Source organism: Cupriavidus sp. IK-TO18 (genome assembly GCF_015549295.1).
Lineage (GTDB): Bacteria > Pseudomonadota > Gammaproteobacteria > Burkholderiales > Burkholderiaceae > Cupriavidus > Cupriavidus oxalaticus_A.
The window spans coordinates 39,118-54,155 of the sequence record NZ_JADGMP010000008.1 but is presented as its reverse complement, the minus strand read 5'-3'; the positions used below and the strand labels follow the sequence as shown (position 1 = coordinate 54,155).

General features: G+C 69.3%; 18 protein-coding genes. 12 read left to right on the top strand and 6 right to left on the bottom strand.

Going from position 1 to position 15,038, the window contains the following annotated elements; all coding sequences use genetic code 11:
* The first annotated feature begins 136 nt into the window (after nucleotides 1-136).
* The 5 genes from rpmH (at nucleotide 137) to tam (ending at nucleotide 3,777) form a co-directional block, all read left to right on the top strand.
* Nucleotides 137-271: a 50S ribosomal protein L34 gene (gene rpmH, locus IPF36_RS08055; protein ID WP_008650850.1), complete on the top strand. Its 135-nt coding sequence runs from the start codon at nucleotides 137-139 to the stop codon at nucleotides 269-271.
* A gap of 142 nt (nucleotides 272-413) precedes the next feature.
* On the top strand, nucleotides 414-869 hold the full coding sequence (gene rnpA, locus IPF36_RS08050) for a ribonuclease P protein component (protein WP_195427729.1): 456 nt from the start codon (nucleotides 414-416) through the stop codon (nucleotides 867-869).
* A gap of 11 nt (nucleotides 870-880) precedes the next feature.
* Nucleotides 881-1,198, top strand: coding sequence for a membrane protein insertion efficiency factor YidD (gene yidD / locus IPF36_RS08045; protein ID WP_195427728.1), 318 nt, complete (start codon nucleotides 881-883; stop codon nucleotides 1,196-1,198).
* A 21-nt stretch (nucleotides 1,199-1,219) separates the two neighbouring features.
* Nucleotides 1,220-2,890: a membrane protein insertase YidC gene (yidC, locus tag IPF36_RS08040; RefSeq protein WP_195427727.1), complete on the top strand. Its 1,671-nt coding sequence runs from the start codon at nucleotides 1,220-1,222 to the stop codon at nucleotides 2,888-2,890.
* 116 nt (nucleotides 2,891-3,006) lie between these two features.
* Entirely contained in the window at nucleotides 3,007-3,777 is a 771-nt protein-coding gene (tam, locus tag IPF36_RS08035; RefSeq protein ID WP_135706195.1) for a trans-aconitate 2-methyltransferase, read from the top strand.
* 24 nt (nucleotides 3,778-3,801) lie between these two features.
* On the opposite strand, the gene IPF36_RS08030 is transcribed toward tam, so the two are convergent.
* Both IPF36_RS08030 and IPF36_RS08025 read right to left on the bottom strand, forming a co-directional pair.
* Nucleotides 3,802-4,188 (bottom strand): VOC family protein, encoded by a 387-nt coding sequence (locus IPF36_RS08030; protein ID WP_195427726.1) that lies wholly within the window; start codon nucleotides 4,186-4,188, stop codon nucleotides 3,802-3,804.
* Nucleotides 4,189-4,218: 30 nt separating this feature from the next.
* Nucleotides 4,219-4,656: a PaaI family thioesterase gene (locus IPF36_RS08025; protein WP_135706193.1), complete on the bottom strand. Its 438-nt coding sequence runs from the start codon at nucleotides 4,654-4,656 to the stop codon at nucleotides 4,219-4,221.
* 189 nt (nucleotides 4,657-4,845) lie between these two features.
* Between IPF36_RS08025 and IPF36_RS08020 the strand changes: the two genes are divergently transcribed.
* The 6 genes from IPF36_RS08020 (at nucleotide 4,846) to IPF36_RS07995 (ending at nucleotide 10,025) form a co-directional block, all read left to right on the top strand.
* On the top strand, nucleotides 4,846-5,676 hold the full coding sequence (locus tag IPF36_RS08020) for a CHAD domain-containing protein (protein WP_195427725.1): 831 nt from the start codon (nucleotides 4,846-4,848) through the stop codon (nucleotides 5,674-5,676).
* 99 nt (nucleotides 5,677-5,775) lie between these two features.
* Nucleotides 5,776-7,203: a tRNA uridine-5-carboxymethylaminomethyl(34) synthesis GTPase MnmE gene (gene mnmE, locus IPF36_RS08015; RefSeq protein ID WP_195427724.1), complete on the top strand. Its 1,428-nt coding sequence runs from the start codon at nucleotides 5,776-5,778 to the stop codon at nucleotides 7,201-7,203.
* Nucleotides 7,204-7,239: 36 nt separating this feature from the next.
* Nucleotides 7,240-8,484, top strand: coding sequence for a glycosyltransferase (locus IPF36_RS08010; protein ID WP_195427723.1), 1,245 nt, complete (start codon nucleotides 7,240-7,242; stop codon nucleotides 8,482-8,484).
* 42 nt (nucleotides 8,485-8,526) lie between these two features.
* Entirely contained in the window at nucleotides 8,527-9,105 is a 579-nt protein-coding gene (locus IPF36_RS08005) for an OB-fold putative lipoprotein (RefSeq protein WP_195427722.1), read from the top strand.
* Nucleotides 9,106-9,132: 27 nt separating this feature from the next.
* Nucleotides 9,133-9,333 carry a hypothetical protein gene (locus IPF36_RS08000; RefSeq protein ID WP_029046432.1) on the top strand — a complete coding sequence of 67 codons (201 nt, stop codon included), beginning with the start codon at nucleotides 9,133-9,135 and terminating at the stop codon, nucleotides 9,331-9,333.
* Between the two features lie 137 nt (nucleotides 9,334-9,470).
* Entirely contained in the window at nucleotides 9,471-10,025 is a 555-nt protein-coding gene (locus tag IPF36_RS07995) for an Sbal_3080 family lipoprotein (RefSeq protein WP_195427721.1), read from the top strand.
* 29 nt (nucleotides 10,026-10,054) lie between these two features.
* Here IPF36_RS07995 and IPF36_RS07990 read toward each other — a convergent pair whose 3' ends face one another.
* The 4 genes from IPF36_RS07990 to IPF36_RS07975 all read right to left on the bottom strand — a co-directional run bounded on the left by IPF36_RS07990 (nucleotide 10,055) and on the right by IPF36_RS07975 (nucleotide 14,297).
* Nucleotides 10,055-11,026 (bottom strand): M14 family metallopeptidase, encoded by a 972-nt coding sequence (locus IPF36_RS07990; protein ID WP_195427720.1) that lies wholly within the window; start codon nucleotides 11,024-11,026, stop codon nucleotides 10,055-10,057.
* 109 nt (nucleotides 11,027-11,135) lie between these two features.
* On the bottom strand, nucleotides 11,136-12,113 hold the full coding sequence (locus tag IPF36_RS07985; protein ID WP_195427719.1) for a tripartite tricarboxylate transporter substrate binding protein: 978 nt from the start codon (nucleotides 12,111-12,113) through the stop codon (nucleotides 11,136-11,138).
* Between the two features lie 114 nt (nucleotides 12,114-12,227).
* Nucleotides 12,228-13,181 (bottom strand): LysR family transcriptional regulator, encoded by a 954-nt coding sequence (locus IPF36_RS07980; protein ID WP_133096626.1) that lies wholly within the window; start codon nucleotides 13,179-13,181, stop codon nucleotides 12,228-12,230.
* 60 nt (nucleotides 13,182-13,241) lie between these two features.
* Nucleotides 13,242-14,297, bottom strand: a complete 1,056-nt coding sequence (locus IPF36_RS07975; RefSeq protein ID WP_133096625.1) for an AraC family transcriptional regulator — start codon at nucleotides 14,295-14,297, stop codon at nucleotides 13,242-13,244.
* A 115-nt stretch (nucleotides 14,298-14,412) separates the two neighbouring features.
* On the opposite strand from IPF36_RS07975, the gene IPF36_RS07970 reads away from it, so the two are divergent.
* Nucleotides 14,413-15,036 carry a hypothetical protein gene (locus IPF36_RS07970; RefSeq protein ID WP_133096624.1) on the top strand — a complete coding sequence of 208 codons (624 nt, stop codon included), beginning with the start codon at nucleotides 14,413-14,415 and terminating at the stop codon, nucleotides 15,034-15,036.
* The last annotated feature ends 2 nt before the right edge of the window (nucleotides 15,037-15,038 follow it).

The following is a 15,038-nucleotide window of genomic DNA, read 5'->3' as shown; positions in this document are numbered from 1 at the left end:
AAGACAGAACCAGAATCGTCGGCATTACCGCGGCAGTTCCTTGCCAGCGGCAGCCCCATGCGAACCATACGCGGCGGCCACGGCACCCCGGCACCGGCCGAAGCCGGGCACGCCCAGATCAACCAGAGAGTGCAACATGAAACGTACCTACCAACCTTCCGTTACCCGCCGCAAGCGTACCCACGGTTTCCGCGTGCGCATGAAGACCCGTGGCGGCCGTGCCGTCATCAACGCTCGCCGCGCCAAGGGCCGCAAGCGCCTGGCCATCTGAGGCCCGGGCAACCGGCCTGACGGCGCCTGCGGCGCCGTCGATGCCTCTTGCCTCGGGTCCAGGACGGCCGGCGCGATTTGCGCCGGGTTGCCGCCGGGTCCAGCTAGTCAGTCAGCAGTATCTCTCGCCAGCCTTGCCCAGCGTGTCAGCCCATGCCTTCCCCAAAGCCGCGAGGCTAACAAAGACGGATGAGTTTTCATCCGTTTTTGCTTTGCGGCCCCGGCGGCGCAGCACGCATTTCGTGCTGTACGTGCGCGCCAACGGCCAGGCCGAGGCCCGGCTGGGCGTGGTGGTGGGCAAGAAGTTCGCGCCGCGCGCCGCCGAGCGCAACCTGGTGAAGCGCATGGCGCGCGAGCTGTTCCGCCAGCGCCGCGAGGAGCTGTCGGGGCGTGATGTGCTGCTGCGCCTGCAGGCAAAATTCCCGCGGGCGGAATTTGCCACGCGCACGGCGGTCCGACAGGCGTGCGCAGCGGAAATCGCCAGCCTGCTGGAAGTGGCGGCCAGGCCGCTGCCGCCGCCGCCCGCTGCCAACCCTGCACCGCCCGCCCCGCCGCCGGCTTCTGCTCCGCAGAGCCAGCCACCGGGCCTTCCGGCCTGACGGTTCTCACCATGAAGCGAATCCTGCTAGCCCTGCTGCGTATCTACAAGATCGCCCTGAGTCCTTACCTGGGCTCGCAGTGCCGCTTCCTGCCGACCTGTTCCGACTACGCCCGCGACGCGATCGTCCATCACGGCGCCGCGCGCGGCAGCTGGATGGCCGCCTGCCGGCTGTGCCGTTGCCATCCCTTCGCCCAAGGCGGGTATGATCCCGTGCCGGGCACGGAAACCGACACGGCCAGGGCGGACTCCGCCTCGGGCCGTTCCGTCCATGCCGCGGCAGGCCATGCGTCCCATGCGCCTGCCGCAATCCGTCTGCCCAGACCCTGATTTCTCCGACCACAGCCAGACATGGATATCAAACGCACCATCCTCTGGGTCATCTTCTCGATGTCCCTCGTGCTGCTCTACGACAACTGGCAACGCTCCCAAGGCCATGCGTCGATGTTCTTCCCGAGCGCGACGCAGCAGCAGGGCGCTTCGGCGCCGGCCGCCAGCGGCGCGGCCGCGCAGGGCGATGTGCCCAAGGCCAACGTCCAGCCCGGCGCAGCCGCCCCGGCCCCGGGCGCTGCGCCGCAGGCCGCCGCCCAGCCCGCCGGCGAGAAGATCGTGGTGACCACCGACACGGTGCGCGCCGAGATCGACACCGCCGGCGGCATCGTGACGCGCCTGGAGCTGCTCAAGGAGCTCGAGAAGGACGGCAAGCCGGTGGTGCTGTTCGAGCGTGACAATGTGCACACCTACATGGCGCGCTCGGGCCTGATCGGCGGCGACCTGCCGAACCACACCACGGTGTTCACCGCTGCTCCCGGTCCGCGCAACCTGGACGGCGCCGAGCAGCTGGAAGTGGTGCTGACCGCCGAGAAGAACGGCGTCAAGCTCACCAAGACCTATGTCTTCCGCAAGGGCAGCTATGTGGTCGACACCAAGTTCGCGGTGACCAACGCGGGCACCGCGCCGGTATCGCCGACGCTGTACCTGGAACTGGCGCGCGATGGCAGCAAGATCGAGCAGTCGCAGTTCTACAGCACCTTCACGGGCCCGGCGCTCTATACGGACGCGGACAAGTACCACAAGATCAGCTTTGAAGACATCGCCAAGGGCAAGGCTACCGTGCCTGCCGCCGCCAACAACGGCTGGGTGGCGATGGTGCAGCATTACTTTGCCTCGGCCTGGATCCCGCAGACCGGCAAGGAGCACAGCTTCTACGTCCAGCAGATCGATCCGAACCTGTACCGCGTGGGCATCCAGCAGCCGCTGGGCGAAGTGGCCCCGGGCGCCACGGTGAGCACCGATGCACGCCTGTTCGCCGGCCCGCAGGAAGAACACATGCTCGAGAAGATCGCCCCGGGCCTGGAGCTGGTGAAGGACTACGGCTGGCTGACCATCCTGGCCAAGCCGCTGTTCTGGCTGCTGGAAAAGCTGCACGGCTTCCTGGGCAACTGGGGCTGGTCGATCATCGCGCTGACGGTGCTGATCAAGCTGGTGTTCTTCCCGCTGTCGGCGGCGAGCTACAAGTCCATGGGCAAGATGAAGGACCTGCAGCCGCGCATGACCGCGATCCGCGAGCGTTACAAGAACGACCCGCAGAAGATGAACCAGGAGATGATGGGCCTGTACCGCACCGAGAAGGTCAACCCGCTCGGCGGCTGCCTGCCGATCGTGATCCAGATCCCGGTGTTCATCGCGCTGTACTGGGTGCTGCTGTCGTCGGTCGAAATGCGCGGCGCGCCGTGGCTGGGCTGGATCAAGGACCTGTCGGTGCCGGATCCGTTCTACATCCTGCCGATCGTGATGGCCGTGTCGATGTTCGTGCAGACCAAGCTGAACCCGACGCCGCCGGATCCGGTGCAGGCCAAGGTCATGACGATCATGCCGCTGGTGTTCTCGGTGATGTTCTTCTTCTTCCCGGCCGGCCTGGTGCTGTACTGGGTGGTGAACAACATCCTGTCGATCGCGCAGCAATGGCAGATCAACCGGATGCTCGGCAAGGGCAAGACGGCGGTTGTGGCCAAGAGCTGATTGAATGTTGCGTTGATGTAGCAAGCGGAAAGCCCGGCGGATGCCGGGCTTTTTGTTTTTGTGGCTGACGTGGCGGGCGTATCCTACTGGCCTGCACCTCACGTCCGGAGATCCCCATGAGCTGGTCCGCCCGCCAATACGTTGCCTTCGAAGACGAACGCACCCGTCCCGTGCGCGATCTCGTCGCCGCCATCCCGAACGAGATCGTGCGCAATGCAGTGGATATCGGCTGCGGCCCCGGCAATTCCACGGAGGTATTGCTGGCGCGATATGCCGGCGCATCGATCACCGGCCTGGACAGCTCCGGCGACATGGTCGAGGCCGCACGCAAGCGCCTGCCTGACGTGCAGTTCCGCGTGGCCGACATCGGCGCGTGGGACGATCCCGGCCCGTACGACGTGATCCTGGCCAACGCCGTGCTGCAATGGCTGCCCGACCACGCCAGCCTGTTTCCCAGGCTCGTTTCCAAACTCTCGGAAGGCGGCACGCTGGCCGTGCAGATGCCCGACAACCTGGAAGAGCCCGCGCACCGGCTGATGCGGCAGGTGGCAGCGGAAAGCCCGTGGGCGCAGCAGCTGGCCAGCGCCAGCAAGGCGCGCGCAGAGCGTTCGCCGGCGCAGTGGTACTACGAACTGCTGCGCCCGCTGTGCCGGCGCGTGGATGTGTGGCTGACCACCTACCATCATCCGCTGGCCGGCGGCGCGGCGGCGGTGGTGGAGTGGTTCAAGGGCAGCGGCCTGCGGCCGTTCCTGCAGCCGCTGGACGAGGCCGGGCGCCTGGCGTACCTGGCGCGCTATGAAAGCGAGATCGCGAAGGCGTATCCCGCGCTGCCCGACAAGTCGGTGCTGCTGCCGTTCCCGCGGCTGTTTATCGTGGCGACGCGCTGATCGCCATCTGCCGCACCAGCCGGCTCAGGCGGGCTTGTGGCACACCGCCTCGATGTTGTGCCCGTCCGGGTCCAGCACGAAGGCGCCGTAATAATCCGGGTGATAGCGCGCCCGGAGCCCCGGCGCGCCATTGTCCCGTCCGCCCGCCTCGATCGCGGCGCGGTAGAACTTGTCCACAAGCTCGCGGCTGTCCACGCGGAAGGCCACGTGGACCGGCGGCCGGTTGGGCTCGCCGCGGTGGATCCAGAAATCCGGCTTGCCCGGTGGCCCAAAGCCCGCCACGTCGGTACTGCCCGTGACGCTGGCCGGAAATTCCTTGACGAGGCCGTAGCCGATGGCGCCGAGCGCGGCCAGGTAGAACGCGCGGCTTTTGGCGTAATCGCTGACGCTGGCGCCGGTATGGTCGATCATGCTTGGCTCCTTGCAGGGTTGGGGCTGGACTCAGGCCAGGTCCAGCACGCTCATGGTGGCGTTGAAGCGGCTTACCAGCACCGTTTCGCCATGCACGTCCGCAAACACATCCGCCTCGACCACGATGATCGAGCGGCCGGACTTGAGCACGTCGGCGCGGCAGCGCAGCCGGTCGCTGCGCACGGCCCTGAGCAGGTTGATCTTGAATTCCGCGGTGACCACGTGCTGGCCCGCTTCGAGGATGGTGGTGGCCGCCGCGCCCGCGGTGTGCTCGGCCATGGTGGCCTGCACACCCGCGTGGACGATGCCGCCGTGCTGCAGGTGACGCGCGGTGATCGCCAGCGTCGATTCGCACCAGCCCGGCCCGCAATCCGCCAGCGCGATGCCGACATCATTGACGAAGGCGGCCTGGCGGAAGCCGGCCGCGATGGTGTCGCGCAGCAGGAGACGCTCCTGTTCGGTGGTCATGGCGGGTCCTCGTACGGTCACTGCTACGGTCACTGCATCACCAGGCGGTGTGCGCATTGCAGCGCGACCGCGGGCCGCTGTCAACCGCGGCAGCGCCTGATGCGCCGCCCGGGCACGTTCGCGCGTGCCGTCGCCTACACTGGTGGCATCTGCGTCTCCACCGGCGCGCCTGACCGCATGAAGACCGCCATGACTGACGCCCAGCCGCCCACGCTGCGCCGCAAGACGCATCCGGTCGTTGCCTTTGCCGCGCTGACACAGGCCAGCCTGGCGCGGATCGACACGTCCCTGCAGGATCTGCTGCACCGCGACGAAGCGGAAGACCTGCACCAGCTACGCGTAGCGGTGCGCTATGCGCGCGCGGTGCTGTGGGCGCTCGCGCCAGCGCTGCCACTGCTGGAGCGCGAGCGTTGGAAGCGCGAACTGCGCACGCTGGCGCGAGCGACCAGCGAGGTGCGCGACTGGGACGTGTTCCTGGCCGAGACCGTTGCCCCGGCGCACGGGAAAGCGCCGGACGATCCGGTGCTGGCCGCCGTGGCCGAGGTTGCCGCCACACGGCGCAACAGCGCTCGCGCGGCCATGCTGGCGACACTGGTCAGCTACCGCGACGGACAGTTGCCTGTCGTGCAACGCGATCTCGCCCACCTGGGCCACCTTGCGGAAAAGGTCGCCGCCCGAGGCAAGGCCGGGCGGCGCGACCGCCTGGGCCCGTTCGCAAGCCAGCGTGTGCGCCGCGGTCGCAAGCGATTGCTCGCGCTGAAGCAGGCCGCACAGGGCGGCGACCTGGGCGCGGTGCATGACCAGCGCATCGCGGGCAAGCGGCTGCGCTACACGATCGAGGCGCTGGCACCGGTGCTACCGTCGCGCTATACCAGGCGGCTGCACCGCAAGCTGATCAGGCAGCAGACGCGGCTGGGCGGCTTTGTCGACGCCATCGTCGCGCGCCGGCTGATGTGCGAGTGCCTGGACGTGGCGGAGCTGCCCGACGACGTGCCGCCGCCACCGCCCGGCGCGAGCTGACGCCCCGCCCGACATGGCGGCCGACCCACCGCGCCGCGCGGCGCTCCTGCAAGTGCAACCCGCGCCACGCCAACTGCAATCGATCTGCGACAATACCGCATGACTGCTACCCAGGTTCCCATTGCCGCCATCGCCACCGCGCCCGGACGCGGCGGTATCGGCGTGGTGCGCGTCTCGGGCCCCGATGTCGGCCCGGTCATGCGCGCCGTCTGCGGCCAGGCACTGAAGCCGCGCCATGCCACCTACCTGCCGTTCCTCGACGGCCACGGCAAGGTCATCGACCACGGCCTCGCGCTGTACTTCCCCGCGCCCAATTCATACACCGGCGAAGAGGTGCTGGAGCTGCAGGGCCACGGCGGCCCGGTGGTGATGCAGATGCTGCTGACACGCTGCCTGCAGGCCGGCGATGGCATCGGCCTGCGGCTGGCCGAGCCGGGCGAGTTCACGCGCCGCGCCTTCCTCAACGACAAGCTCGACCTGGCGCAGGCCGAGGCGGTGGCCGACCTGATCGAAGCCAGCACCGAAGCCGCGGCACGCTCGGCGGCGCGCTCGATGGAGGGCGAGTTCTCCAATGCGATCCGCAAGCTTGTGGACAAGGTGATCCACCTGCGCATGCTGGTCGAGGCCACGCTGGATTTCCCCGAGGAAGAGATCGATTTCCTGGAGCAGTCCGATGCGCGCGGCCAGCTTGCTGCCATCCGCAATGATCTGGGCGGCGTGCTGGCGCAGGCCCGGCAGGGCGCGCTGCTGCGCGAAGGCCTGTCGGTGGTGCTGGCGGGCCAGCCCAACGTGGGCAAGTCTTCGCTGCTCAACGCGCTCGCCGGCGCCGAGCTGGCCATCGTCACGCCGATCGCCGGCACGACGCGCGACCGCGTGCGCGAGACCATCCAGATCGACGGCATTCCGCTGCATATCATCGACACCGCCGGCCTGCGCGAGAACGCCACCGATGAAGTCGAGCGCATCGGCATCGAACGCACCTGGGACGCGATCCGCCGCGCCGACGTCGTGCTGCACCTGGTCGACGCCACCGACTACCTGCGCCACGGCCTGTCCGAGATCGACGACGCCATCGACGACCGGCTCAGCGGCCATCTGCCACCGGGCTCGCCGATCGTGCGCGTGGTCAACAAGATCGACAAGGCGCCGGCAGTGGGCGACACGATGTTTGGCGGCAACCGCCCGCACGTTGTCGCAGCGAACGGGCCAAACCCGACGGAGATCTGGATCTCTGCCCGCACTGGTGCAGGCATCGAACTGCTGCGGCGCGAGTTGCTGCGGCTGGTGGGCTGGCAATCCGGCAACGAAGGCACCTTTCTCGCGCGCGAGCGGCATCTGACGGCGTTGCGCAATGCGCAGTCGCACCTCGATATTGCGGCGGAACAAGCCGAGCATCAGGCGCAGGCGCTGGATTTGTTTGCGGAGGAACTGCGGCTGACGCAGGAGTGCCTGAACAGCATTACCGGGGAGTTCACCAGTGATGATTTGCTGGGGACGATTTTTACGCGGTTTTGTATTGGGAAGTGAGGCGGTCGCAACCGGAACGCGCCACCATCCTCTCCCATGCGCCTAACCCTCATCACCTTCGGCACCCAAGGCGACTGCCGCCCCATCGTAGCCCTCGGCCTGGGCCTGCGTGACGCCGGGCATGACGTGCTGATGCTTGGCGAACGCTCCGCCGCAACGCTTGCCGCCGGGCATGGCCTGCCGTTCGCGCCGATGGCCGGCGATATCCAGCAAACCCTGCAGCCCGGCGGTGCCTTGCACAAGCTGATGACGGAGGGCGGCAACGTGGCCGAGGCCACGCGTGCGTTCGGGCGCATTGCGGAGGAGAACACCGAGGCGTGGATGGCGCAGCTGGCGGAAGCGGCGCGCGATGCGGATGGCATTGTATTTTCGGGGCTGACGGCTTATGTGGCGCTGTCCGTGGGCGAGCAGCTGCGCAAGCCGGTGATCGGCGCGGGCATGTTCCCGATCTCGCCGACGCGGGATTTCCCGTCGTCCCTGTTGCCGCCGTTGCGCATGCCGGGCTGGGCCAACCGGGCCAGTCATGCGGTGATCAACTTCGTGCTGTGGCGCATGTTCCGCAATGCCACCAACGCAGCGCGCGCGAAGCTGTTCGGCGTGGCGCCGCGCCGGGCGATGTGGCGCGATTTCCCGTCGCTGTACGCGATCTCGCCGCACCTGGTGCCGCGCCCGCGCGACTGGCATGCGGACTGGCTGGTGACCGGCGCGTGGAACATGCCGGCGCAGCCGGCCTGGAAGCCGGGCGCTGCGCTGCGAGACTTCCTGGCGGCCGGCGCGCCACCGCTGTATATCGGCTTTGGCAGCATGGCGGGCTTTGACCGGCAGAAGGTGGTCAAGGCCATGCTGCAGGCCGTCGATGGCCGGCGCGCGCTGTTCTATCCGGGCTGGTCGGGCATCGATGTGTCGGCGCTGCCAGCCAACTTCCATGTGATCGGGGCCACGCCGCATGACTGGCTGCTGCCGCGCGTGGCGGCGGCGATCCATCATGGCGGGGCCGGCACCACGCACGCGGTGGCGGCGGCCGGCGTGCCATCGATCGTGCTGCCGTTCGCGGGCGACCAGTTCTTCTGGGCGGGACGGCTGGCGGCGCTGGGCGTGGCGCCGGCGTACGTGCCGGGGCACAAGATCGACGCAGCGCGGCTGGCGTCGATGATCGCCTTTACCGAGCGCCCCGAGACGCGCGGCAAGGCCGCCGCGCTGGGGCGCGCCGTTGCGGCGGAGCGCGGGGTGGAGCACGCGGTGGCTGCAATCGGGCGCTTCTGCGCTTCGGGTGGCGCATAATCGCGCTTTCGCCTTTTTGCATGCTCCCAGGCAGACCGCCAGATGTTGAACCGTACCCAGCAGATCCTCGTTGCCATCGTCGCCGTGGCTGTCCTTGGCATGTTGTGGCTTGCCGGCAATGACCGGCATGAAGACGCCGCCGCACCCGCTGATTCCGCAACGCCGGCGCAGGCCAGCGCGCCCGTTGCCACGGCCAGCGATGTGCGCGGCGTGCCGCGCGACGGCACGCTGGACCCGGTCAGCATCGACCCGCAGCGGCCCGCCGACCGCCTGCCGCAATACCAGGCCGGCGCCATCCTGGAGGACTACCGCAACGATCCCAAGGCCGCGGATGCGCGTTACCTGAACCGCTACGTGATCGTCGAAGGCGTGGCCAGCGGCGTGCGCCGCGAGGGCGAGCAGGTGTTTGTCGATATTCGCACCAACGATCCCGCCGCCAATGTGCGTGCCTTGCTGCTGCAACGGCAGATCTGCGGCCCGGCGGGCCGGGTCTGCGAAGTGGAGGCCCGCGCCACCATGGTGCGGCGCGGCCAGAAGGTGGCGGTGGAGTGCAACGGCGCGGGCGTGGCCGATGGCGTGCCGCTGCTGCGCGACTGCCTGCTGCGCGGCGGCGCCAACTGAGCGCAAGCCTGAACCGGAGAACCTGCGATGCAATCCGTGCTGTCCGTGCTTGCGCTCATCATCCTGGCGGCGACCGCCGCCGGCCTGGCTTCGCCGCGCTGGCTTAGCGAGACCCTGCTGGGCGGCCGGCCCGTGACGCGGCTGCAGGTCGCGGTGGTCGGGCTGTGCCTGGCTGCGTTCTGCCTGATCCTGGTGGGCCGGCTCGCGCAAGGCGGGGCGGGCGGCTGACGCGCCACGCCGGCGCAGCAGCGCCGGTTTTGCGTCTCTGTTCCGGGAATTGGCCGGCGCCGGCAGCGCCTACAGTGTGAAGGCACACTGCCCGCATTGCGCGCCGGCGGCAGTGCCCCAAGCCATCCAGGATTCCCATGAACAAAGCCCTGCTGGCCGCCAGCGTCGGCCTGCTGCTGTGCGGCTGCTCGACCTACCAGGCCGTGACCCCGGTCGACCGCCCCGACCGCTCCGATCCCAATACCGCGTTCCAGGTGCCCGCCGGCGGCGGCCCGCGCGGCGACTACGGCGCCAACGGCATGCTGCTGTGCGTGGTGGTGAACCCGGTGAGCGGCAACAACTATGTCGAGGCCTTCCGTGCCTCGCTGGAACACCGCAACTTCGAAGTGAAGATGCTGCAGGCCGAGGCAGCGTCGGCGATGGCGTGCCCGATGGTGGCGTATTACAGCGCGCGCAGCGCCTGGTTCTGGACGTCATACCTGGACAGCGTGGACATCACAGTCTTTCGCCAGGGCGACCGCGTCGGCAAGGCGATCTACAGCGCCAACCGCAGCGCGGGCGGGCTCAACCTGAGCAATCTCGTGGACCCGGCGTCCAAGCTGAACGAGCTGGTCGAGCAGCTGTTCCCGGGCATGCTGCCGCCGCCGGCGCCGTCGGCGGGCACATCGCCGGCACCGACGGCGGGAGCCTGATCAGGCAGACCCTGACCTTCCAACCCGGCTCAGCGTTCGAGCCGGCCCAGCCGCACCACGGTCACACCGGGGCGAAGCTGGCGCAGCGAAGGCATCACCAGCACGCAGTCGGGATACGGCGTCACCACCGGCTCGCCGTCGCGCCAGCCGATGACCGCGCCGGCGTCGGCAAAGGTCTCCAGGCCGGTATAGGGGCCGGCAAAGCGGAAATCCATGCTGGTGGCGACCACCGGCTCGGTCACGCGTACCACCCGCTGCGCGGCGGGCAGCGGCTGCAGCCAGCCGGCGGGCAGGTCGGCGGCGTCGACCACGCCGGCGTGCAGCAGGAAGCGCGCGGTGCTGTCCTGCGCCACCGTCACGGCAGCCGGCTCCCAGTGCTGGCCGCATTCGATCAGCAGCGCATTGCGCGGGCTGGCGGGATCGCCAAAGCCGTCGTAGTCGCGCATGCGGCGGCCTTCGGGATGGCCTTCGTCGACGATCACGTCGGCCGGCGCGCCCAGCGCGCGCGACAGGGCGATGCCCTTGTCGAGCGGGCCCGAGACGATCAGCGGGCGGCTTTTCTCATGCATCGAATGCAGGTCGAGCAACAGGTCGACGGTGTCGATCACCGGGCGCATGGCGCGCGCGCGGCGCAGCTCGGAGGAATCGCGGCTGGTGTCGTCCAGCGTGGCGGCGGTCCATACGCGGTTGAAGTCCTGGTCGACAAAGCGCGAGGCGTCGGGCCGGGCCGGGTCGAAGCTGTGATAGGCATCGACGTTGGCGAAGGCCAGCGTCAGGCGGCCGCGGCGCGGGCGCAGGTGGTGGTCGAGCAATGCCTTGACGGCGATGGCGCCGCAGACCTCGTTGCCGTGGGTCAGGGCGTTGACCATCACGTGCGGGCCGGGCTGGCCGCTGTCGAAGGAGTACAGGTAGGGGATGCCGCTGTTGCCGGGGGCGTAGGGGCGGATGTCGGGGAAGGCGACGTCGACGGGGTAGGCGTCGAGGTGGGCGGGGTGGGTCATGGAAATCAGGTGCTCACAGGGGTGCGCATTGGATCGGTGCCTGGCGGGTCGTTTCTATTTGGTGTGTCGTGGGTACTGGCAGGCGCTGGCAGCACCGACACCCCATCCCTCACTCACGAATCCCAGCCGTCTGCACAATCGTCCGGTAGCGCCCCGTCTCGCGCTTGATAAAGCTGCCGAACTGCGAAGGATTGCCCGGCGTCACTTCCACACCAGCCTCGGCCAGCTTCTTCTTCACATCCGGCAGCGCCAGCACGGCTTGCATCTCGTTGTTCAGCCGCTCCACTACCGGCTTAGGCAGGTTGGCCGGCCCCATCAGACCGAACCACACCCCCATATCGACGCCCTTCAACGCCGGCGTCTCCGCCAATGCCGGCACGTTCGGCGCCACCGCGGCGCGCTTGGCGCCGGTCACACCATAGGCCTGCACGCGGCCCGCCTGGATATGCGGCAGCGCCGACGACAGCACCATCACCGCCAGGTCGATCTGGCCGCCGAGCAGGTCGGTGGCCATGGCCGATGCGCCCTTGTACGGCACGTGCGTGATATTGACGTTGCCCTGCTGCTTGATCAGCTCGCCGGCCAGGTTCAGCGGCGTGCCCACGCCCGACGACGCATACGACAGCTTGCCCGGCTGCGCCTTGGCCAGCGCGATCAGCTCGGCGGCGTTCTTCGCCGGCAGGCCCGGCTTGCCGACCAGCACCATCGGCTGGGTGCCGACGAAGGTCACGGGCGCCAGGTCCTTCTCGCCGTCGTAGCGCACGGCCGGGTTGGTCAGGCGAGCGATCGAGACCTCGCTGCCGGATCCCATCAGCAGGGTGTAGCCATCTGCCTCGGCCTTGACCACCTTGGACGCGCCGATGGTGCCGCCGGCGCCGCCCAGGTTTTCGATAACCACGCTCTGGCCCAGGCGCTTGCCCAGCTCCGGCGCGATGGTGCGGGCGACGAGGTCGACGCTGCCGCCGGCGGTATAGCCCACCACCAGCGTGATCGGCTTGGCGGGCCAGGTGCCGGCAAAGGCGCCGCCGGTGGCGGTGGCGGTGGCAAGGCAGAGTGCGGCAGCGGCCGCGCGCAGGATGGTCTTCATGGTCTTGTCTCTGGGGGTTCCGGAATCTATGTTGTGACCGGATGTTAGAGAGCGCGCGGCCCGGCCGGCATGCGGCTTTGGCAAGTGGGGTTGCCGATTCGGCAATGGCCGCAGCTAGCGCGGCGCCGCCACCGCGGCGCGCCAGAACGCCTCGGCCAGCGGCCGCATCGGCGCACGCGGGCGGTACAGGCGGATATCGAGGGCAAGGTCGCCGCCATCGTCGGCCCCCGCAGCAGTGGCGCCGATCGCGCGCACCAGCCGGCCCGCGTGCAGGTCGTCGGCAATGAGCCGCGCGGGCAGCCACGCCAGCCCCATGCGCTGCCGCACCATTTCATGCACCGACTCGGCAAAGTCGCTGACCGCGATCACGTCCAGCCGCGGCGCCAGCTTGCGGCGCGCGATCTCCTGGTTGACCATGCGCCCCAGCGTCAGCGTCTCGGCATAGGCGATCATCGGCACCGGCTTTTCCTTCGCTGCCTTGCCGGTGCGCAGCCGGTGCAGCGGTGCGCCGTGCGCGTCGGCGGCGCTGACGCACACCAGCCGCTCCACGCCGGCCAGGTGGAACTGGTAGCGCGCGTCGTCCAGCATCACCGGCAGGTCGGGCGGGCTGTAGCACAGCAGGAAGTCGGCATCGCCCTCGGCAAACATCGCCAGCGCGTCGTGCATGGGGAAGGTCGACAGCCGCGTGCGGAAGCCTGCCGCGGCGGGGTCGCCGCGCAGCGTCTCGCGCAGGCCGGACAGCCACGCCGGCACCATCGAGCGCGCCAGCGTCTTGCCGGTGGCGATGGTCACGGTGCTGGCGTCGGCCCGGTGCGCGGCGCGCAGTGCCAGCCGCGTTTCATCGAGCGTGCGCAGCGCGCCCTGCGCGGCTTCCAGGAACAGCCGGCCCTCGGCGGTCAGGCGCACCGGGAACACGCTGCGGTCGATCAGCGGGGCGCCGGCCCATACTTCCAAGGCCTGCATGCGCCGGCCGAACGCGGGCGGGGTCACGTTGCGCAGCTCGGCGGCGCGCGCCAGGCTGCCGGCCTGCGCCAGGCAGACGAAATCTTCGAGCCAGCGGATATGCATGGAAGGCGGGCGGGTGGGGTTGGTCTGCCCTCATTATCGGCAAAACCAGCACGGGTTTTGCTACGCCTGCGCGACCCGGCGGCGCCAGCCGTGCGGCGTCTCGCCGGTCCAGCGCTTGAATGCATGCGTGAACGCGCTCTGCTCGGAATACCCCAGCCGCAGCGCGCACTGCGCCAGGCTGACCGCGGGATCGGCCAGGTATTGCTCGGCCAGCGCGCGCCGCACGTTATCCACAAGCTGTGAATAACTGATGCCCTGCGCCTGCAGGCGACGCTGCAGCGTGCGCACGGGCAGCCGCAGGTGCGCGGCCACGTCGGCGATGGGCAGCTCGCCGTCCTGCAGGCGGGCGCTGATATAGGCACGCGCCTGCGCCAGCTCGTCGGCGCCGGCGGGGACGCAAAGCTGCAACTGAGAGTCGGCGATGCGCGTCATCTGCGCCTGCATGCCGGCATCGGCCTGCAGCGAAGGCAGCGCCAGCAGCGCCGGGTCGATATGCATGGCATGGCGCCCGGTGCCGAAGGCGACCGGGCAGCCGAACACCTCGGCATGCAGGCTGGTGTCGGCCGGCGCGGGGTGCGGGAATTCAACCTGCGTGGCGAAGTAGCGCTCGCCGATCAGCCAGCGCGCGAACACCGACCAGGTGGCCATGTGCAGCTCATGCGCGTGGCGCGACAGCGGGCCGTGCTGCGCGGTCCAGGTCATGCACGCCATGCCCGGCGCTTCGACCAGGCGGGTGCGGCCGATATCGTTGGCCAGCACCTCATAGCGTATGCCCTGCAGGATGGCGTCGCGCACGGTCGGCGTGGTCAGCACCACATAGCCCATCTCGGCATAGTGGCGCGGCACGAAGGCGGCCCCGGCACGCAGCCCGACATGCGGATCGCCGGTGGCCTCGCCGAGCCAGTCCAGCAGCGCAAGGTAGGCGGCACCCGGGATGCGCGTGGCGATCGGCGCACCGGTGGCGCCGAGGATGCCGGCCGCCACGCCGACGGCGCGCAGCTGGTCGGCGGCGGCAATGCCCTGGCGTTCGCCGTGGTCGAGCACGGCGCGAAGGTAAGCGAGCGACACGGTGCCGGATACCGTGGCACCGCCGGCGGTCGGGTTGGCGCGTGGCATCAATTCACCTGTCATGCGGAATCAAGACGGGGCTCCGATCTTTATCCAAACTACAGGTAGCGTCAATGCGGAGTCATCCGCCCCGACAACAACACCGACGCACAGGAGACACCCCATGCCCCCGCATTCCCAACCTGCGCCACACCGGCGCGCAGATGCCGGCGCCGAGGCGCTGCACGCGCTACACGCTCTCTCGCGCCGCGGCTTCCTCAAGGTCGGACTCGGCTTCTCGGCCGCGCTGGCGTGTACCGCGCTGGTGCCGTCGCTGGCCGGATGCAGCGCGGCCGATGCCGCGCCGCAGGCCGGCATGGCCTGGCTGCGGCCCGACGACGTGGCCATGTTCCGCGCGTTGCTGCCCGCCGTCGTCACCGAACTCGCCGAGGCGCCGCCGCCGCGGCGCGAGGCCCTGGTGCAGGAGACACTGCGCAATATCGACACCAGCTGCGCCGCGATGAACGCCGGCGCGCAGGCTGAGCTGCGCAAGCTGTTCGGCCTGCTCGCCAGCACGCCGCTGCGCTGGGCGCTGGCCGGCATCCGCCAGTCCTGGGACGCCACCACGCCGGAACAGGTCCAGGCCTTCCTGGAACGCTGGCGCGCCAGCCGGCTGGCCACGCTCAATGCCGGCGCGGTGGTGCTGGTCAAGCTCGCCAGCGTGAGCTACTACGTGCTGCCCGCCGCCTGGGCCGGCAGCGGTTATCCCGGCCCCAATGCGCCGGTCTACAAGGCGCTGCACGCCTGAAT